Source organism: Janthinobacterium sp. Mn2066, assembly GCF_049319705.1.
In the GTDB taxonomy this organism is placed as follows: Bacteria; Pseudomonadota; Gammaproteobacteria; order Burkholderiales; family Burkholderiaceae_D; genus Janthinobacterium.
Genome location: NZ_JBMOUF010000002.1, coordinates 553,810 through 571,672 on the forward strand (window position 1 = coordinate 553,810; position 17,863 = coordinate 571,672).

The 17,863-nt window shown below is 60.3% G+C and carries 16 protein-coding genes; 11 read left to right on the forward strand and 5 right to left on the reverse strand.

Annotation, left to right across the window (positions count from 1 at the left end; genetic code table 11):
- Positions 1-111 precede the first annotated feature (111 nt).
- Positions 112-933, forward strand: coding sequence for an SDR family NAD(P)-dependent oxidoreductase (locus ACL9RI_RS05790; RefSeq protein WP_422725620.1), 822 nt, complete (start codon positions 112-114; stop codon positions 931-933).
- 8 nt (positions 934-941) lie between these two features.
- On the opposite strand, the gene ACL9RI_RS05795 is transcribed toward ACL9RI_RS05790, so the two are convergent.
- Complete coding sequence (locus tag ACL9RI_RS05795; protein ID WP_422725621.1) at positions 942-2,237, reverse strand: O-acetylhomoserine aminocarboxypropyltransferase/cysteine synthase family protein; 1,296 nt, start codon at positions 2,235-2,237, stop codon at positions 942-944.
- Between the two features lie 98 nt (positions 2,238-2,335).
- Positions 2,336-3,871 (reverse strand): MFS transporter, encoded by a 1,536-nt coding sequence (locus ACL9RI_RS05800; protein ID WP_422725622.1) that lies wholly within the window; start codon positions 3,869-3,871, stop codon positions 2,336-2,338.
- A gap of 108 nt (positions 3,872-3,979) precedes the next feature.
- Here ACL9RI_RS05800 and ACL9RI_RS05805 point away from each other — a divergent pair, with 108 nt between their 5' ends.
- The 8 genes from ACL9RI_RS05805 (at position 3,980) to ACL9RI_RS05840 (ending at position 12,301) form a co-directional block, all read left to right on the forward strand.
- Positions 3,980-4,933 carry a LysR family transcriptional regulator gene (locus ACL9RI_RS05805; protein WP_422725623.1) on the forward strand — a complete coding sequence of 318 codons (954 nt, stop codon included), beginning with the start codon at positions 3,980-3,982 and terminating at the stop codon, positions 4,931-4,933.
- Positions 4,934-5,245: 312 nt separating this feature from the next.
- Positions 5,246-6,364 (forward strand): patatin-like phospholipase family protein, encoded by a 1,119-nt coding sequence (locus tag ACL9RI_RS05810; protein ID WP_422725624.1) that lies wholly within the window; start codon positions 5,246-5,248, stop codon positions 6,362-6,364.
- A gap of 89 nt (positions 6,365-6,453) precedes the next feature.
- A complete protein-coding gene (locus ACL9RI_RS05815) occupies positions 6,454-8,094 on the forward strand; it encodes a methyl-accepting chemotaxis protein (protein ID WP_422725625.1) in 1,641 nt (546 codons plus the stop codon).
- Positions 8,095-8,369: 275 nt separating this feature from the next.
- A complete protein-coding gene (locus ACL9RI_RS05820) occupies positions 8,370-9,212 on the forward strand; it encodes a creatininase family protein (RefSeq protein WP_422725626.1) in 843 nt (280 codons plus the stop codon).
- 73 nt (positions 9,213-9,285) lie between these two features.
- On the forward strand, positions 9,286-10,548 hold the full coding sequence (locus ACL9RI_RS05825; protein ID WP_422725627.1) for a YncE family protein: 1,263 nt from the start codon (positions 9,286-9,288) through the stop codon (positions 10,546-10,548).
- Positions 10,549-10,661: 113 nt separating this feature from the next.
- Entirely contained in the window at positions 10,662-11,033 is a 372-nt protein-coding gene (locus tag ACL9RI_RS05830) for a VOC family protein (protein WP_422725628.1), read from the forward strand.
- A gap of 14 nt (positions 11,034-11,047) precedes the next feature.
- Positions 11,048-11,362 (forward strand): hypothetical protein, encoded by a 315-nt coding sequence (locus ACL9RI_RS05835; RefSeq protein WP_422725629.1) that lies wholly within the window; start codon positions 11,048-11,050, stop codon positions 11,360-11,362.
- A gap of 297 nt (positions 11,363-11,659) precedes the next feature.
- The gene (locus ACL9RI_RS05840) at positions 11,660-12,301 is read left to right on the forward strand and encodes a phasin family protein (protein ID WP_422725630.1); all 642 of its coding nucleotides are present in this window, start codon (positions 11,660-11,662) and stop codon (positions 12,299-12,301) included.
- Positions 12,302-12,422: 121 nt separating this feature from the next.
- Here ACL9RI_RS05840 and ACL9RI_RS05845 read toward each other — a convergent pair whose 3' ends face one another.
- Positions 12,423-13,409: an alpha/beta hydrolase gene (locus tag ACL9RI_RS05845; protein ID WP_422725631.1), complete on the reverse strand. Its 987-nt coding sequence runs from the start codon at positions 13,407-13,409 to the stop codon at positions 12,423-12,425.
- 509 nt (positions 13,410-13,918) lie between these two features.
- On the opposite strand from ACL9RI_RS05845, the gene ACL9RI_RS05850 reads away from it, so the two are divergent.
- Positions 13,919-14,545 (forward strand): hypothetical protein, encoded by a 627-nt coding sequence (locus ACL9RI_RS05850; protein WP_422725632.1) that lies wholly within the window; start codon positions 13,919-13,921, stop codon positions 14,543-14,545.
- Between the two features lie 505 nt (positions 14,546-15,050).
- Here ACL9RI_RS05850 and ACL9RI_RS05855 read toward each other — a convergent pair.
- On the reverse strand, positions 15,051-15,995 hold the full coding sequence (locus tag ACL9RI_RS05855) for a LysR family transcriptional regulator ArgP (RefSeq protein ID WP_422725633.1): 945 nt from the start codon (positions 15,993-15,995) through the stop codon (positions 15,051-15,053).
- Positions 15,996-16,212: 217 nt separating this feature from the next.
- On the opposite strand from ACL9RI_RS05855, the gene ACL9RI_RS05860 reads away from it, so the two are divergent.
- Positions 16,213-16,818, forward strand: coding sequence for a LysE/ArgO family amino acid transporter (locus tag ACL9RI_RS05860; RefSeq protein WP_422725634.1), 606 nt, complete (start codon positions 16,213-16,215; stop codon positions 16,816-16,818).
- A 3-nt stretch (positions 16,819-16,821) separates the two neighbouring features.
- Here ACL9RI_RS05860 and ACL9RI_RS05865 read toward each other — a convergent pair whose 3' ends face one another.
- Positions 16,822-17,790 (reverse strand): IS1595 family transposase, encoded by a 969-nt coding sequence (locus ACL9RI_RS05865; RefSeq protein ID WP_422725635.1) that lies wholly within the window; start codon positions 17,788-17,790, stop codon positions 16,822-16,824.
- Positions 17,791-17,863 lie beyond the last annotated feature (73 nt).

Consider the following 17,863-nt stretch of genomic DNA (forward strand, 5'->3'; position numbering starts at 1 on the left):
ACATTATGTGCGTCATGCTTGCGACATTAAGCATGATGATTGTCATGTTTATCGCATCAAAGCATGATGGTTATCATGCTTAACTTTTTGAAAATTTTGAAAGGAAGCATCATGAGTTCAGTTACTGCAGCAGCCAATACACTGGGTGCCGCCGTTGTCACGGGCGCTTCGTCAGGCCTGGGCGCCGTCTATGCGGACCGCCTGGCCCGCCGTGGCCATGACTTGATCCTGGTGGCGCGCCGCGTGGAACGCCTGGGCGTGCTGGCCAAGTCGCTGGCGGAAAAATATGGCGTGGCCGTGCGCGCGATTGCCGCCGACCTGTCCGTGCCTGAGGATGTGTCGCGCGTGGCCAAGGAGCTGGCAACCAATCCTTCGATCACCATGCTGGTCAATAACGCGGGCGCATCGACCCTGGCGCCGGTGCTCGATACGGCCAAGGACAAGGTTGACGCCATGGACAAGGTCAATGTCACGGCGCTGACGGAGCTGACGCACGCCGTGCTGCCGCAATTCAAGCAGCGCAATCACGGCACCATCATCAATATCGGCTCCGTGCTGTCCTTCCACATCTTGCCGATCAGCACGGTTTATAGCGGCACCAAAGGGTATGTGATGAATTTCACGCGCGGCTTGCAGCAGGAATTGGCGGGCACGGGCATCGTCGTGCAACTGGTGCTGCCTGCCTCGACGGCAACCGAAATCTGGGACTTGAGCGGCGTGCCGCTGGCGCAGCTGGACCAGGCCACCGTGATGAGTGCGGAAGACTGCGTCGATGCGGCGCTGGCGGGACTGGACCAGGGCGAACTGGTGACCTTGCCTTCGGTGGAAGACAAGGCCTTGTGGGAACAGTTCGATACAGCCCGCCTGGCCCTGTTTGCCGGCGGCCGTAGCGGCAAGCCTGCCTCGCGCTACCACGTCAAGTCGAGCGCTTAAGCGGCAAATCAGGCAGCGTTCAAAGCCTGTTCCAGGTCTGCGCGCAAATCATCGATATGCTCGATGCCGACGGACAGGCGCAGCATGTCTTCGGAGACGCCGGCCTTGGCCAGTTCTTCCGCATTGAGCTGGCGGTGCGTGGTGGAGGCCGGGTGGGTGGCCAGCGATTTGGCGTCGCCGATATTGACCAGGCGCGTGAACAGCTGCAGCGCGTCGAGCACGCGGGCGCCCGCGGCGCGCGGGTCTGGGTCGTTCGTTCCATCCTTCAGCTTCAGGCCGAAGGAGAGAATGCCCGAGGCGCGGCCGTTCAGGTATTTCTTCACCAGCGCGTGGTCCGGGTGGTCTTCCAGGCCCGCGTAGTTGACCCAGGCGACTTTCGGGTGCTGTTTCAGGTATTTGGCCAGCGCCAGGGTATTGTCGCAGATGCGGTCCATGCGCAGGGCCAGCGTCTCTATGCCCTGCAGCAGCTGGAAGGCCGACAGCGGCGAAATGGCCGCGCCCATATTGCGCAGCGGTACCACGCGCGCGCGGCCGATGAAGGCGGCCGGGCCAAACGCTTCCGTGTAGACCACGCCGTGGTACGACACATCCGGCTCGTTCAGGCGCTTGAAGCGCTGCTTGTGCTCGGCCCAAGGGAAGTTGCCGCTGTCGACGATGGCGCCGCCCACGGTGGTGCCGTGGCCGCCCAGGTATTTGGTCAGCGAGTGCACCACGATATCGGCGCCATGCTCGATCGGACGGAACAGATACGGACTGGGCACCGTGTTGTCGACGATCAGCGGAATGCCGTGCGCGTGCGCGATCTCGGCCAGCTTGGCCACGTCCGTCACATTGCCCAGCGGGTTGCCGATCGATTCGCAAAAGATGGCCTTGGTGCGCGCATCGATCAGGGCGGCAAAGGTCTCGGGCTGGCGCGCATCGGCGAAGCGCACTTCGATGCCGATCTGCGGCAGGGTGTGCGCAAACAGGTTATACGTGCCGCCATACAGCTGGCTGGCAGAGATGAAATTGTCGCCCGCTTCGGCGATGGTCTGGATCGCGTAGGTGATGGCCGCCATGCCCGAGGCGACGGCCAGCGCGGCCACGCCGCCTTCGAGCGCCGCCACGCGCTTTTCCAGCACGTCCTGGGTGGGATTCATGATGCGCGTATAGATATTGCCGGCCACCTTCAGGTCGAACAGGTCGGCGCCATGCTGGGCGTTGTCGAAGGCGTAGGCCACCGTCTGGTAGATCGGGACGGCGGCCGCCTTGGTGGTCGGATCGGGGCTGTAGCCGGCATGCACGGCCAGGGTTTCAATTCTCATGGTGTCTCCGTTTGCTATGGTCTGCGGTGGTGTTCCGGGTGAGGTGCGCAGCCATTGTGCCATGAGGTCGTTACCAAGTTACCATGCTTGATAGAATTTTAAGTCATATCGTAGTTCTCAGCCGGTATAAGCGCAGGGGCCGGATGGCGCAGGAACGCCAGCAGCAGCAAGCTCGAGGTCATGGTAATGGCGGCCAGCACATATAAAAGGTGGCGGAACGCCACGCCGTAGGCTTGCGCCAGTGCCGCCGTATCGAGTTGCGGCAGCAGTGCGCCGGCGTGCTGCAGTTCGCCGATCGCCAGGAAAGGCGCGGCCTGCACGGCTTGGCGGGCATCGATGCCTGGCACGGCGAGCAGGGCGGCCAGCACCAGCGCGGCCAGCAGGGCGCTGACGATGGCCAGCGCGATACCTTCGCCCGCCACTCGCGTCGTATTGAAGATGCCGGCCGCCATGCCTGCGCGCTCGGTCGGCACCACGCTGACGGCCAGGCCATCCATCAAGCCCCACGGCAGGCTGATGCCGCAGCCGATCAGCAGCAAGGGCGGCAGCAGGCTGGTGGCCGGCAGGCCCGGCGCGCATTGCGACAGCCACAGCAGGCCGGCGGCCGTCAGCAGCAAGCCGCAACAGCAAATGTGCGCGGCGGCGAAACGCCGGGTAGCCAGGCTGGCCAGCATGGGCAGCACCAGCATGGGGGCCGACAGCGCCACCATCATGCCGCCTGCCTGGAACGAGCTGTAGCCTTCGATGCCGATCAGGCGCGCCGGCAGCAGCACCAGCAGCACCACGAAGGAAAACGCGGGTGCGGCGGCCAGCAGTTGCACGCCGGCGAAGGCGGGCAGGCGGAATAAGGACAGGTCCAGCATGGGCCGCGCGCTGCGGCGTTCGATGGCGACAAAGGCGACCAACAAGAAAGCGGCGCCAGCGAGCAGGCCCAGGCTGGCAGGGCTGCTCCAGCCGCTGTGCGGCGCTTGCAGCAAGGCATAGGTAAACAGCGACAAGGCGCTGGTGAAGCTCACCGCGCCGGGCCAGTCCACCTTGCCCGCCTGCGGGTCGCGCGATTCAACCATGCTGCGCGTGGCAATCAGCAGGGCGACCAGGCCGGCGGCGGCCGTGATGACGAACAGGCTGCGCCAGCCGCCATGGTCGATCACGCTGCCGGCCAGGAAGGGACCGAAGGCCAGGCCGGCGCCGAATGAGGTGCCGATCAGGCTGAAGGCCCGGGCGCGGCTGCTTCCGTCGAATTCCTGCGCCAGCGCCGCCAGGCCGCTGGACAAGGCCATGGCGCAAGCCAGGCCCTGCACGGCGCGCAAGATGTCCAGCAGGGCGATGCCGGGTGCTGCCGCCAGCGCCAGCGTGGTCGCGCCGAACAAACTCATGCCTGATATAAAGACGCGTTTGCGGCCATAGCGGTCAGCCAGGGTGCCGGCCACCATCAGGCAGCCGCCAAAGCTGAGCATGAAGGCATTCGAGATCCAGGCCAGCGCCAGGGGGCTGCCCTGCAGTTCGGCCGCGATGGCGGGGATGGCGATGGCCGGTCCGGTAAAACTGAGCGGCATGCACAGCGCCGCCAGGCAGACGGCGGCCAGCACCAGGGTGCGCCGCGCAGCGGAGGTTTTGGCGAGGTTCAGGTTCATGGGAACAATTCCAGTAAGAGGGAATAACTATGATAATCTGGCTCTAATCGGGGAAAAAGTGGCTGAAAATCCAGTCATAACGGACAAATAATCTCGAATGGTGGATAAATGGATAATCTGAACGGCATAGCCGCCTTTGTGCGCGCGGCGGAAACCTGCAGTTTTGTGGCCGCTGGCCGGCTGCTCGGCGTGTCGGCCTCCGCCGTGGGCAAGAGCGTGGCGCGGCTGGAAGAAAAGTTGGGCGTGCGCCTGCTGAACCGCAGCACGCGCCGCATTAGCCTCAGCAATGAAGGGGCGCTTTTCTTCGAGCGCTGCCAGCGCATCCTGGCCGACCTGGGCGATGCCGAGGCGGAACTGTCGCACCTGGCCGAGGCGCCGCGCGGCAAGCTGCGCGTCAGCCTGCCCGTGATCGGCTACCGTTTCATCTTGCCACTGCTGGCCGAATTTACGCAGCGCTACCCGGAAATCGAGCTGGACCTCGATTTCAATGACCGCCTGGTCGACGTGGTGGCGGAAGGCATCGACGTGGCCGTGCGCAGCGGCGTGCTCAGCGATTCACGCCTGATGGCGCGTGAACTGGGGCCGTTTGCCTTTTCCATCGTCAGCGCGCCCGCGTATTTTGCGCGCCACGGCGTGCCGGCCGTGCCGCGTGACCTGGAACAGCACGGCTGCGTGCGCTATAAATTTCCCAGCACGGGTAAATTGCAGGAGTGGCAGTTGTTCCGTACGCCGGGACAGGAGGGCGACCTGCGCTTGCGCACGGTGCTGACCTGCAATAATATCGAGGCCCTGATCGGCGCCGCCATGCAGGGTGTGGGCCTGGCTTACCTGCCTGATTTTCTGGTGAAAGAGGCGATCGCCCGCGGTCAGTTGCAAGCCGTGTTGAAAGAGTATCTGCGGCATGCCAGCAAGTTCTGGATACTGTGGCCATCGAGCCGCCATCTCTCACCCAAGTTACGCGTGTTTGTTGACTTCCTGTCGCTGCACCTGCACTTTTCCGGCCCGCCGCGCAGCCCGATGACGCCCGGTTTTCCCTCTGGCGCTGCCTCGGCCTCGACATAACACCGGGGAAATTTCCTACATGATGAGGAATTTTCCTACTGCTACCCGATTTAGTTTTGCTGCGTCGCACCACGCCAAGCCGCGCAGCGTCGACTTATGGCCTTCCTGAATATCACTTATACATTAATTAAATTGCCATATGGAATTTATTTATGTTAATTTCATATCTGTTTCGGCAACATTATTCTTGTGGGAACACTGGCGCGCGTCGCCGCCGCAAGGTCGTATAAAAGTGAAAATACAGCAGCAGTAACCAGTATGGTAACCGTCGATCACGGGTGCCAGCCAGGGGCCACTGCTCAGGGAGAATGCATGAAAACAGTAACGATGACGCCGCCCAAGGCGCCACGCCAGGAAGTAGCACGCAAGACAGGTTTGCTATTAGGTGGCGGTGCACCAAATTCGACCTTGATTGCCGGTGCATTGGCCGCTTTTGTCGACGAGGACATCGATTTTGATGTCATTTCGGCGTCCGGCGCCGGTGTATTGATGGGTTTGCTTTACACCACGCCGCACGCCGCCACGCCGCGCCAGGCGCTGCAAAGCTGGGCCGATACGGGGGTGGCCGACAGCATCTACAAGATGATTCCGATCAATTACAAGATTTTCCAGAAACCGGGCATGCAGGCGAGCACGTTCCGCGACGCCTTCCAGCCACCGGCCAACAATCCTTTTTTTCAGGCGATACAGCAAACGTTTGCGAGCGCGCCTGGCGTCTGGTCGGACTGGGGAAAATTGATGATGTCCTCGCTGTCGCCGTCGGACCTGTCGATGAAAAGCCTGGGCCTGTGCGCGCATTTGCCGTTCCTGGAAAAAGCCGTGGATTTTTCCGGCGTGGCGCGCATGCGTCCCCAGTTCTACATCAATGCCTACAACCTCAGCGAGCATCGCATGCAAAACTGGGGCAAGCATGAAATCGGCCCCGAGCACGTGCGCGCGGCCCTGTCGTTCCCCTTCCTGTACGCGCCGACCACCATCAATGGCAGCGATTACATCGAGGGCGCGGCGCTCGATACGCTCAATTTCGATCCCTTTATCGAAGGCAAGGGCGAGCATCACGACGCCGATACCCTGGTCATCCTCGATATCCTGGGCGACGAGCGCCTGCTGCGCAAGCCGCGCAACCTGTATGACGCCTGGGTGCGCTCCATCATCACGCCGCTGGTGAAAATTTCCAAGAGCGAGATGCGCCTGTTCGAACTCGAGCACAACACGGATGCGGCGACGGGCCAGCCCAAGCGCCGCCTGCTGAAGCTCGACCTGATGGGCGGGATTCCGGAAGAGCATTGGCCCGATACGCTCGACTGGTCCAGTTCGAACATGCAACTGCTGTTCGACGTGGGCTACAAGGCGGGTATCACCTTTGCCCGCGAACATGGCGACTTGCTGCGCCGCCCGAAAGCCGAGGACGCCGCTCCCCTGGCTGCCTGACAGCCTACCGTATGTAGTACCTGGCCTTGCCAGGCCCTGCAGCCCGGCATGACGCTGCGGGCTGCTTTTTCCATTTGCTGAGTACATCAATGAATATCACCAAGCAACTTATACTGACCCTGACCATCGCCTTGCTGGCCTTGCTATTGCTGGGCGCCGGCGGCGCATGGCAGCTGCAGCGCTCGCAAGAGCGCTTTGACACCGTGCAGAACCGCATCATCCCGAGTATCCAGGGGCTGCATGCCGCCAAGGCTTCGCTGGCCGATTCGCGCCTGGCCGGCTACCGTTTGTCCGTGTTTTCCAACCTGGCCGACAAGACGGCGCTCGATAACGCGCTGGCTGCCGCCAACAAGGATTTCGACGACATCATCGCCAAGTACCGCGCCGAGCGCATCTATGACGAAACCGACCGCAAGATGCTCGACGCCGACCAGGCCGCCATGGAAGCGTATCGCCAGGCACTGAAACCGTTCTTTGCCGCCGCCTATGCGGGCGACATGGATGGCGTGCGCGCCACCTTGCTCGCTGGCACGCCGCTGGCCATCACGGCCGCCGCCGCCAAGAAAAGCATGGACGACCACCTGGCCTATAACAACAAGCTGGTCGATGACGTGAAGGCAGAAAGCCTGGCCGCCTATGATACGGCCTTCAACACCATGCTGGCCGTGCTGGGCGTGGCGGTGCTGCTGACGGGCGCGCTGGCGCTGCATATCTACCGCACCATCAGCGGCGGCCTGGGCAATATCCAGCATACGCTGGAAAAAGTCAGCGTCTCGCTGGACCTGTCGGCGGCCATGCCGGTCGCCAATATGGATGAAGTGGGCCGCACGGCGACCGCCTTCAATAAATTCCTCGACCGCATCGTGGAAGTGATCGCCACCGTGCGCGCTTCGGCCGATACGGTCAGCGTGGCGGCCGCACAGATTTCGGCCGGCAATGCGGACCTGTCCGTGCGTACCGAACAGCAGGCTTCGTCGCTGGAAGAAACCGCCTCCAGCCTGGAAGAGCTGACCTCGGCCGTGCGCCAGAATACGGACAATGCGCGCCAGGCCAATACCCTGGCCGTGTCCGCCTCGGACGTGGCCCGCAAGGGCGGCGCGGTGGTGGCGCAAGTGGTGGGCACCATGGGCTCGATCAATGAATCGGCCAAGAAGATTGCCGACATCATCGGCGTGATCGACGGCATCGCCTTCCAGACCAATATCCTGGCGCTGAACGCGGCCGTGGAAGCAGCCCGTGCCGGTGAGCAGGGCCGTGGTTTTGCCGTGGTGGCAACCGAGGTGCGCAACCTGGCGCAACGCTCTGCCGCAGCGGCCAAGGAAATCAAGGACTTGATCGGCGATTCGGTCGACAAGGTCAATGCCGGTACGGTGCTGGTCGATGAAGCGGGCGCGACGATGGAAGAAATCGTCGCCAGCATCAAGCGCGTGACCGACATCATGGGTGACATCGCCAACGCCAGCCACGAGCAAAGCGCCGGCATCGAGCAAGTCAACCAGGCGATTTCGCAGATGGACCAGGTCACGCAGCAAAACGCGGCGCTGGTGGAAGAGGCGGCCGCCGCCGCTGCCTCGCTGCAAGACCGCGCAGTGGAGCTGGTCGATGTGGTGGCCGTGTTCCGCCTGCGTGGCGAAGCGAAACAGGCGAACCTGAAAGCGGCTGGCGGCTTGCCTGCAGCCTCGGCTTCCTCGCGCCGCCTGCCGGCGCCTGCCCGCCGCATGCTCGGTTGATGACTTGACAGCGTGAAGCCAGGGGCCGGATGCCACAGCATGCCGGCCCCTTGTTTTATCGTCCTTGCAAAACAATTTCCCGTAATCAAGTAGCGCGACAAATTAACGTGCCGATCCTGTCTCGATGGAATACAATTCCCGCGTGGCAGCCAGCTTGCCTGGTTAGTCCAGGCACGGCGTCACCCTTGATGATCACGGAAAGATGTTTGCCTATGACACAGCAGTTGCCTCTGCGCATCGCGCCCCCCGCTACCCTTGCGCCATCCGCGCCCCGTATGCCGTTCAAAGCCGTGGGCGCCATGCTGGCCCTGGGCTTGTCTTGCCTGATCGCCAGCGCGCCCGTGATGGCGGCCTCTGCCGGCAATAGCGTGATGCTGGAAGACTTGACCAGCACCGAATTGCGCAGCCGTATCGACCACGGCGCCACCACGGTGATCGTGCCGATCGGCGGGGTGGAGCAAAGCGGCCCGTATATTGCGCTGGGCAAGCACAATGTGCGCGCCGGCATCCTGGCGCGCCAGATCGCGCAAAAGCTGGGCAATACCATTGTCGCCCCCGTCGTTTCCTACGTGCCGGAAGGCAGTATTAATCCACCGGCCGGCCATATGCGCCATGCGGGCACGATTTCGATCCCGCCCGCCGCTTTCGAAGCGATCCTGGAAGGCACGGCGTCCAGCCTGCGCCAGCATGGTTTCCGCGACATCGTTTTCGTGGGCGACCATGGCGGCTACCAAAAGAATGAACAAAACGTGGCCAACAAGCTCAATCATGCCTGGAGCAAGTCCAGCGTAAGCAAGCCAGCGGCGGCGGATGCGCGCGCGCACGCCTTGCTCGATTACTATGACATTACGCAAACGGCGTATATTGCCGAATTGCAGAAGCGCGGCTATAGCACGGCCGAGATCGGCCTGCACGCAGGCCTGGCAGACGCTGCGCTGATGCTGGCGACCGACCCGTCGCTGGTGCGCAGCGACGCCATGGCGCACGGGCCCAAGCCTGGCGTGGCCGATGGCGTGCGCGGCGATGCGACGCGCGCCACGGCCGAGCTGGGCGAGATCGGCGTCAAGCTGCAGGTCGATACCTCGGTGGCGGCCATCAAGAAATTGCTGCAACGTTAATACCCTCGACACTGATACCACGCCGGCCGTTTGTCAACGTGCCGGTATTTGCAACGAAAACATGCGAAAATCCATGAAAAAACCTCAACGACGCACTATCGTCACCTTATCCGCCATTGCCGCGGCCGCTGCCGGCCTCGGCGTGGCCAGCCAGGTCATCGGCGCCAGCGCCCCGGCCGCGCCCGCCGCCGCTGCGTACTCGCCACTGCCGGGCATGCCGCCGCTGGTCGATCCGAAAAACGTGTATGGCAGCATCGGCAGCAGCAATATGAGCCCGGTGGTCAAGGACCATCTGCACCGCGTGTATGTGCCCAATCTGCGTTCGAACGACGTGTATGTGATCGACCAGGAAAGCCTGAAAGTGGTCGACAAGTTCAAGGTCGGCAGCGGCCCGCAGCACGTCGTGCCATCGTGGGACCTGTCCACCCTGTGGGTGGCGAATAACGCCGAGCGCACCAACAAGGGCAGTCTGACCCCGATCGATCCCCTGACGGGCAAGCCGGGCAAGGAAGTGCCGGTCGATGATCCTTATAATATGTATTACACGCCGGACGGCAAGTCGGCCATCGTGGTGGCCGAAGCGCGCCATCGCCTGGACTTCAGGGATCCGAAGACGATGACGGTGCAGTATTCGATCGATACGCCGCAGTGCGGCGGCATCAACCACGCCGATTTCTCGAACGATGGCCGCTACGCCATCTTTACCTGCGAATTCGACGGCACCATCGCCAAGATCGACATGGTGAACCGCAAGGTCGATGGTTATCTGAAACTGCAGATGCCGAATAAACGTTTCGCCGAGTCCGGTCCCGTGGGCGGCCCTGCCGATGAAATCTGCAGCGTCAAGAAGGGCATGCCGCAAGACATACGCATTTCGCCGGACGGCAAGAAGTTCTATATCGCCGACATGGACGCCGATGGCGTGCACGTGGTCGATGGCGCCACCCTCAAGGAAATCGGCTTCATCCAGACGGGCGTGGGCACGCACGGCCTGTACCCCAGCCGCGATGGCAAGAAGCTGTATGTCGCCAACCGCGGCACGCACCGCATCCACGGCAAGCGCAAGGGCAAGGGCAGCGTCAGCGTGATCGATTTCGCCACCGAAAAAGTGGTCGCGCAATGGCCGATCCCGGGCGGCGGCAGCCCCGACATGGGCAACGTCAGCGCCGATGGCAAGTATCTGTGGCTGTCGGGCCGTTTCGACGACGTGGTTTACCGCATCGACACGAACAACGGTTCCGTAACGCAAGTGAAAGTCGGCCAGGAGCCGCACGGTTTGACCGTCTGGCCGCAACCGGGCCGCTACTCGCTGGGTCATACGGGTAATCTGCGTTAACTCGCGGCGTGCGGCAGGCCTGTTTTTTGTATCGGGCCTGCCGCATTTGCTTGTCTGTTGTATAAGCTTGCGGCATACTGCAGTTCTTCTTGAGCCACTGCAAAATATTCATCATGATTTTCGATCATATCGGTGTGAACGTCAGCGATACGCAAGCGAGCAAGGCGTTTTTTTCGGCTGCACTGGCCCCCTTGGGCGTGGCCCTGGTGACGGAAGTGCATGGCTGGGTGGGCTACGGCAAGGATGGCAAGCCCGACTTCTGGTTCGGCGCCGGCGCCCAGGCACATGCGCCCATGCATCTGGCGTTCAAGGCCGCCAACCGGGCCCAGGTGCGCGACTTTTATGCGGCCGCACTGGCCGCCGGCGGCCAGGACAATGGCCCGCCCGGCATCCGCGCCATCTATCACCCCGATTATTACGGCGCTTTCGTGATCGGCCCCGATGGTCACAATATCGAAGCCGTCTGCCACGCCCCGGAAGCCTGAAAAAACCTGAACCGATGAAACGCAATCCCGCTTTGTTGATGGATGCCGCCGGTCATTATGCCTATGTGCATGAAGGCTTTTCCTGGCCGGCCTTCTTTCTGGGGCCCCTGTGGGCCGTCGCCAAGCGCCGCTGGTGGTTTTTGCTGCCCATGCTGGCGGTGGAGGCGTGCCTGTGGTTTGGCAGCCAGCTGGCCGTCAACCTGCGCATCTTTCCCTTGATGCTGCTGGTGCTGGTTGCCGAACTGGGCTATTTCCTGCTGCGCGGCTGGTATGGCAACCGCTGGCTGGTGGCGTCGCTGCGGCGCCGTGGTTACGCACGCGTTGCCTGATACTGCATAAGCGCATCGACTTTCTTTGTGAAAGCAGCCTGTGCCGGGCCTCTTCAGGGCAGGCGCCTTATTTTGTCCGCCACCTCTCACACCTTTGATCCATATCATCCCTCCAGATCGATGCTCACGTAGCCTTGAAACTCGCGTTGCAAAGCATCTCTCGGCAAAACGGATATGTTCTTCGCGTAGCGCGGCCTGGCCTGTTTGATGGATATGGGATGGATAGTTAGTGTCACATCGATGCAGTGCCTGGCCGTACAGGTCTTTCATTCCACCGCATTTTCATGAGGAAATTCTATGTATCCATATTCACGTAGTGTCAGCCCTGCTGCCAAAAGCCATCTGGAAGCGCAACTGTCGTTTTTCAACGGTATCTCGAAATCGCTGTTCCGTTCGGTGCAGCAATTCAGCGACCTGAATCTGCAATTTGCGCAAGGCTTGCTGGAGGAGTCCACGATTGCTGGCCAGCATCTGATCACGGTCGATCGCGCGGAAGATCTCTTCCAGGCGGCGGCCGCGTCAAGCCAGCCGGTGGCCGAACAATTGCGTATTTATCAGCAGCAGGCATCGCGCCTGGCGGCCGATGCGCAAGTTGACCTGGCCAGCGTGGCAGAGAAGCATGTCTCTGAAACGAGCCGCACGGCCAAAGCACTGGCCGAAGAAGTAGCGCGCACGGCTTCCGAGGAAACGGAGAAAAACGTGCGCAAACAGCAAGACGCGATTCAGCGCATTTCTGAACCGTTCCAGGCCTTCCATAACGGCACCAGCCGTGACCAGCGCGGTGCGCAGGGCCAAGCGCAAAGCCGCGCTGGCGAAAGCCTGCAAAGCGCCAGCCACCAGGGTAGCCAGCAGTCGGGCAGCGCTGAATCGGGCGCCGGGCAGACTGCCGCTAGCGCAGCGCAAAGCAAAACCAGCGGTAGCGCCAGCCGCAAGGAGTAATCTCCAAGAAGCAAGAGCTTCGCGGCTTGGCTTGCTGAGCCTGCCCGGGGACCGAGACCCGGATGGGCTGGTCAAGTCAGATGCGTAACGCTTGTTTTGACTGCAATACGACGCCTATCCCTTACCGGATGGGCGTTTTTACGTTATAGGCCGCGTTTGTCGCAGCTTGTACTGGTGCTGGAATCTGCTGTTGCACACCCTGGGCATCTTGCGGCTCCTTTGCAGCGGGCAGGTGGCTAAGCTGATCGATAAAGGCGCTGACCCGGTCCAGGGTGGGCGCCAGCATGCGCAAGGGGCCAGCCAGCGAGGCGACCAGGGTGGTATGGCTGACGCCGTCCAGGTAGATTTCCGTGACGGGGCGTTGCTGGGCGCGCAGGGCGGCTGCCAGGCCGCCGGTATTGCGCTGCGGATTGACCAGCTTGTCCTTGCCGGGCTGCGGTGCGATCAGCAGGGCGGGCGGCGCGTCGGCCGTCACATGGTGGATCGGTTGCGACGAGGCGGGCGTCTCCGGAAAAAAGAATACCGGGCGGGTGGTGGGGTTTTCGATCGGCAGGAAATCGTAGGGACCGGCCAGGCCTATCCAGCCGCGCAAGTCTTGCGGGCGCATGCCGTGCCGGGCCAGCAGGCTGGGATCAAGCGCCACCATGGCGGCGTTGTAGGCGCCCGCACTATGCCCCATTACAAATAGCCGTGTCGTGTCGCCGCCGTAGCGGCCCGCTTCCATGGCGGCCCAGGCAACGGCCCTGGCGGCATCCTGCAAAACCTCGGGATAATGCACGTCCGGATATAAGCGATAGTCGGCGATTACGGCAAGATAGCCGCGCGATGCCAGCGCATGGCCGACGAAGGCGTAATCCTTGCGCTCGCCCGACACCCAGTTGCCGCCATAGAAAAAGACCACCACGGGGACTGGCCCGGCATGGTTTTTCGGTGCATAGATATCGAGTTTTTGCCGTGGCAGCGGTCCATACGCCAGGTCGGGCGTGACGCGCGAGGCGCGGCCCGATGACAGGGCGTTAATCGCCGTCAGTGGCGAACAGGCGATCAGGCCGCCCGCCAGCGGGATCATGGCCAGCAGGGAGAACAGGGCGGTGTGCGCGATCGTCATGGTGTTCTCCGGCGTAGGATGGTTGCGCTAGTGTAAGACAGTTATGATTTTCCTGCCTTGGTGCGCGCTGTGGATGTGTGTTCATTTAAGTGCCCCCTTTATGTATAAGACCGACTGCAGATTGATTGCGCAGGAAATTTTATTCAAGATGAGTTATGAGTATTTTCCAAGTTCTGCTATTGGTGTATGGCCTAGCGGTTGATGTTGCGAAATTTGATCTACTCAGTTTGAGGCAAAGGTGTTTCTACTTTTCTGCTGAATTAAGAGTTTGGTGTAGGTGACTCTGTGTAGAGCTTGAATAGTGAAATTGATGCCGATTGAAGTTGTATCGCCGTGCGTGAGAATATGCACAATATTGCTTAAATATACATTATCTATAATGCATAGGTATAATAATATTTCATATTGACAATTAACATTGAATAAATATATTTTTTGTGGCACGATAACATCATAAATCATCCGGTGACTTGGATGATGCAAGTGTTAAATCATAGGAGAGAGATATAGTGTTTGTTCTTGGTAGGTTATCAGAAAAAACTATCATAGCTATTTTGCTGATCATTTTTTTGCTCATGGTAGCGCTGTTTGGAATTAGCTATTTGCGTAATCAGCCATTTACCATTTATGGGAAAGAATTTGGATTTGGTTCGGACGAGTTGAGAAAAGTGACTGCCGAACTTAAGACTTTCCGCGAAGAATCATCCAGGAATCTCGACCAAATGCAACAATTGCTGGTGGAAGCAAAAAAAGAAAACTTAAAGCTAAAAGAAGAAAATATGGTGCTCATTTCACAGCAGGAAGACCGACTTCGCCAGGCTGCTGCAATATGGTTTCCAATAGACACTCTAGACTTCTTTGTGGATGGTACATTTTCAACCCAAGATGGTAGGCAAGGGCGAGGAAAATGGGCTAGTAAAGAAAGTGAATTAACTTTAAAGCTCATTGGAATAGATGATGGCGATGTTTTGTTAGAGACTAACTTGTTGCCGCCTGAGAATAAAATCCGTATTCAATCAAGACATCAACTTCTTATCCATATGATTAAATGGGATTATCTATTGACATCTAAGGATGTCTATTCGGACAATGCCACTATTCGCGTCGAACGTAGAAAAAAACCTGGGGGTGCGTAGTTTTAGTTCATGGAGTTGATACTTTATCTCAAATGAAATTTTTTGATAATTTAAGTGCTGAGAACTGCCGATTAATTCGAATTTCCACTTGAGTGTCACGGAAGTTTTTTGATTTTTATGGCAGCGAACTTCCCGGGACTGAAGTAATCAGTGCTTCGCTGATGACGAACTGGTTATGAAATGCATGTAATTTTCATTTCAAAGTGCTGCTTCAAAGTGCATGGCTCTCAGATTTTCAAGCGCGCAAGGCGATGCTACACTTGGCGTGAAGACTATCTGGCTCGAACTAAGAACGCCTATCAAAACCTACTGCGCGTCGCGATTTGCGGCCTGCGATGCTCACTACCTCGGCGGCCCCGTGCAAGCACAGCTCCGCTTCTCAGCCACAACTTCCATCCGCTCGTTACGGTTTTGTTAGGCGTGGTAAAGTATTCGCGGGGTGCCGTAAAAATGATGTGGATATGCATCGATTAGCATGCGCAGACTTGTGTATGGCTAGATGCATTCAGGCTTGTCCCGCATCCGTCTCGGTCACCCCTGCCAGTCCCGTCAAGGTGGAGCCATTTTGCAGCAGCCATTTGCGCGCCGTGGCAATGACGGCGTCTGACAAGGTGCGCGTGAGCGGTGTCTGGATATCCCAGGCATGCCAGGTCAACGGCACGTCCAGCGCCTGGCCGGCCGCCACGTCCATCAGTCGTCCGCTGGCCAGCGCGGTTTCCGCCTGCAGCAGCGGCACCATGCCATAGGCATAGCCAGCCTCGATAAAGCGCACGAAGTCGCGCGCCGAACCGAGCACGTGGTGCGGGTAGCGGCCCGTGTAGCCCAGCCGGTGCTCCAGGTAGCGTTCGTGCAGCGCATCCTTGCTGCCGAAGGTGATGGCGGGCGCCTGGCTGACGGCCTCGACCGTAAAACCATCGGGAAACCATTGCGCGGCAAATGCGGGCGACGCCACGCACAGGTAGCGCATGGCGCCCAGTGGTGTCGCGGTCGTGCCCGCCACCAGGTCGGAAGCGCTGGTGACGCAGGCAAACACGCGGCCTTCGCGCAGTTGGCTCAAGGTATGGTCCTGGTCGTCGAGGCGGATGTCGAGCAGGCAGGACGGCGGCGTCAGCAGCGGCCCCAGCGCTTCCGGAATCCAGGTGGCGGCGCTGTCGGCGTTGACGGCGATAGCCAGTTCCGGCAATTGCGTGGTGGGACCGGGTTGGGCGTCCAGCGCCGCTTCGAGCAGCTTGACTTGCCGGTAATGGGCGATCAGGCGCTGGCCCGCCTCGGTCGGGGTGGGTGGCTGGCTGCGGATGATCAATAAAGTGCCTTCCAGGTTTTCCAGGGTGCGGATGCGTTGCGACACGGCCGGCTGGCTGATCATCAACGCTTGGGCCGCCTTTTCAAAGCTGCCCAGGCCGATCACGGCGTCGAGTGCAGCGAGGCCCCGGTAATCTACTAGGCGCATAAGTTTCTCTTATGTATGGTTAGAATCATTCATTATACTTATATTTACATTTTCTTTACACTAGCGTCATAGGATAACCACTCCACATTGCCGCGCAGCCTGGACGACCAGGTTCCGCCGTACCGTCCACACCTTCTTCTTATTGCTCTGCCGAGCGTTTGCCGGCCGAGAGCGGGCGGCCGTGCGCAATCTGGAAAGCAACAATAAAGGAATCGATATGGACAGTACAATTTTCTTGAAAGGCATGGGTCTGGGCGCGAGCTTGATCGTTGCCATTGGCACACAAAACGCCTTCTTGCTGAAACAGGGCTTGAAGCGCCATTACGTGCTCACCTGCATCCTGGTGTGCCTGCTGTGCGACGCCATGCTGATTACGGCCGGCGTGGCCGGCATGGGGAGCGTGATTGCCGACAATCCCAACTTCTTGCTATGGGCCAAGGCTGGCGGCGCCACCTTCCTGATTGCCTATGGCTTGCGCGCCGCCAAATCGGCCTGGCGTCCCTCGTCCCTGACGGCCTCGGCCGCCAAGGCGCCGGAAGGTTACTGGGCCGTGATCGGCGCGGCGCTGGCGTTCAGCCTGCTGAACCCGCACGCCTTCCTCGATACGGTAATCCTGCTGGGCTCCATCGGTGGCCAGCATGAAGGCATCGGCCGTTTCTACTTTGCCGGCGGCGCGATCATGGCGTCGGCCCTGTGGTTCTTCCTGCTGGGTTTTGGCGCGCGCTACCTGGCGCCCGTGTTCGCCAAGCCCATGGCCTGGCGCGTGCTGGACGGCATTATTGCGCTGGTGATGTGGGCGATTGCCGCTTCACTGTTCTTTTAATGGCTATGTCACCGTCAGGTGTGGGAACTCTCCCAAGGTTGCCTTCAATAATGTTTCAGCGGACAGGATGCGCCTGGCATCGAGTATCCAGCGCCAGCCCAGGTAATTCGGTAGATAACGCGTGGCCACGCCATGAAAGATGCGCAGCCATCCGCGCAAGCGGCTGTGATAAGCGTTCACGTTCTGTACGTGGACCGCGCCGCGCACGCGGATGCCAGCGCGCAAGTTGACTGCCTGATGGCTGATGCCCGTTTCCCGGGCAAACGCGGCGTAGGCAGCATGGCCATCGGTCACCAGCAGGATGTCGCGGTCGATCACGGGCGGCAAGCAATGTAAAAGTTGCTTCTTCGTCAGTTGGCCCTTGCCGGTGACGAAGTCGATGGTTTGCCCGGTGCGGTCGCGCGCCACCAGGATGCAGACCTGTTCGCTGGAAATGCCGCGTTGGCGGGCAGATCCACCACGCCGGCGTGCCGGACGCCGCAAATGCCGCGCCCCTTTCTCCGATTCCAGCAGATACAGCTCATCGGCCTCGGTGATGCCATGCAGGCAGCGCGGGCGGTCGGTTTTTGCCAATGCTAAAAAACGGTGGCGCCAGCGAAAGCTGGTATTGCGGTGAATGCCCAGTTGCTGCGCAGCCTTGCGCACAGAATCCGAGTTCAACAGGCAATCGGCATACTGCAGCCACAAGGCTTTGTGACGCAGATGCGCCAGGGGCGTGCCCGTCAGCGCATTGAATGTCTTGCCGCAAGGCACACAGCGATAACGCTGCAGATCGTTGGCGCGGCCGTGCAGGTGCAGATGCCGCGAGTGGCACGCCGGGCAACATAGGCGTGCCTGGGCCGTGCGTTCGATCAGCGCGGCGGCTTCCTGCCCGGGCGGCGCGCCGCCCAGCAGTTTTATTCCCTCCAGGCGTTGATGTCGAGAAAGCTTGGCGAACTGCGCGATCAATATCTGCCATTGCGGTTGTAGCATGGCGGCCTCCCTGGTTGACTGCTCTGATCAGTCAGACCTCAGCCTTGCAGGCAGGTTCCCCTATTTAATGAGG

What these genes read in the sequence shown, in the direction of transcription:
- ACL9RI_RS05790 (WP_422725620.1), top strand. Translation starts at nt 112, where the DNA reads ATGAGTTCAGTTACTGCAGCAGCCAATACACTGGGTGCCGCCGTTGTC.
- ACL9RI_RS05795 (WP_422725621.1), bottom strand. Translation starts at nt 2,237, where the DNA reads ATGAGAATTGAAACCCTGGCCGTGCATGCCGGCTACAGCCCCGATCCG.
- ACL9RI_RS05800 (WP_422725622.1), bottom strand. Translation starts at nt 3,871, where the DNA reads ATGAACCTGAACCTCGCCAAAACCTCCGCTGCGCGGCGCACCCTGGTG.
- ACL9RI_RS05805 (WP_422725623.1), top strand. Translation starts at nt 3,980, where the DNA reads ATGGATAATCTGAACGGCATAGCCGCCTTTGTGCGCGCGGCGGAAACC.
- ACL9RI_RS05810 (WP_422725624.1), top strand. Translation starts at nt 5,246, where the DNA reads ATGAAAACAGTAACGATGACGCCGCCCAAGGCGCCACGCCAGGAAGTA.
- ACL9RI_RS05815 (WP_422725625.1), top strand. Translation starts at nt 6,454, where the DNA reads ATGAATATCACCAAGCAACTTATACTGACCCTGACCATCGCCTTGCTG.
- ACL9RI_RS05820 (WP_422725626.1), top strand. Translation starts at nt 8,370, where the DNA reads ATGCCGTTCAAAGCCGTGGGCGCCATGCTGGCCCTGGGCTTGTCTTGC.
- ACL9RI_RS05825 (WP_422725627.1), top strand. Translation starts at nt 9,286, where the DNA reads ATGAAAAAACCTCAACGACGCACTATCGTCACCTTATCCGCCATTGCC.
- ACL9RI_RS05830 (WP_422725628.1), top strand. Translation starts at nt 10,662, where the DNA reads ATGATTTTCGATCATATCGGTGTGAACGTCAGCGATACGCAAGCGAGC.
- ACL9RI_RS05835 (WP_422725629.1), top strand. Translation starts at nt 11,048, where the DNA reads ATGAAACGCAATCCCGCTTTGTTGATGGATGCCGCCGGTCATTATGCC.
- ACL9RI_RS05840 (WP_422725630.1), top strand. Translation starts at nt 11,660, where the DNA reads ATGTATCCATATTCACGTAGTGTCAGCCCTGCTGCCAAAAGCCATCTG.
- ACL9RI_RS05845 (WP_422725631.1), bottom strand. Translation starts at nt 13,409, where the DNA reads ATGACGATCGCGCACACCGCCCTGTTCTCCCTGCTGGCCATGATCCCG.
- ACL9RI_RS05855 (WP_422725633.1), bottom strand. Translation starts at nt 15,995, where the DNA reads ATGCGCCTAGTAGATTACCGGGGCCTCGCTGCACTCGACGCCGTGATC.
- ACL9RI_RS05860 (WP_422725634.1), top strand. Translation starts at nt 16,213, where the DNA reads ATGGACAGTACAATTTTCTTGAAAGGCATGGGTCTGGGCGCGAGCTTG.
- ACL9RI_RS05865 (WP_422725635.1), bottom strand. Translation starts at nt 17,790, where the DNA reads ATGCTACAACCGCAATGGCAGATATTGATCGCGCAGTTCGCCAAGCTT.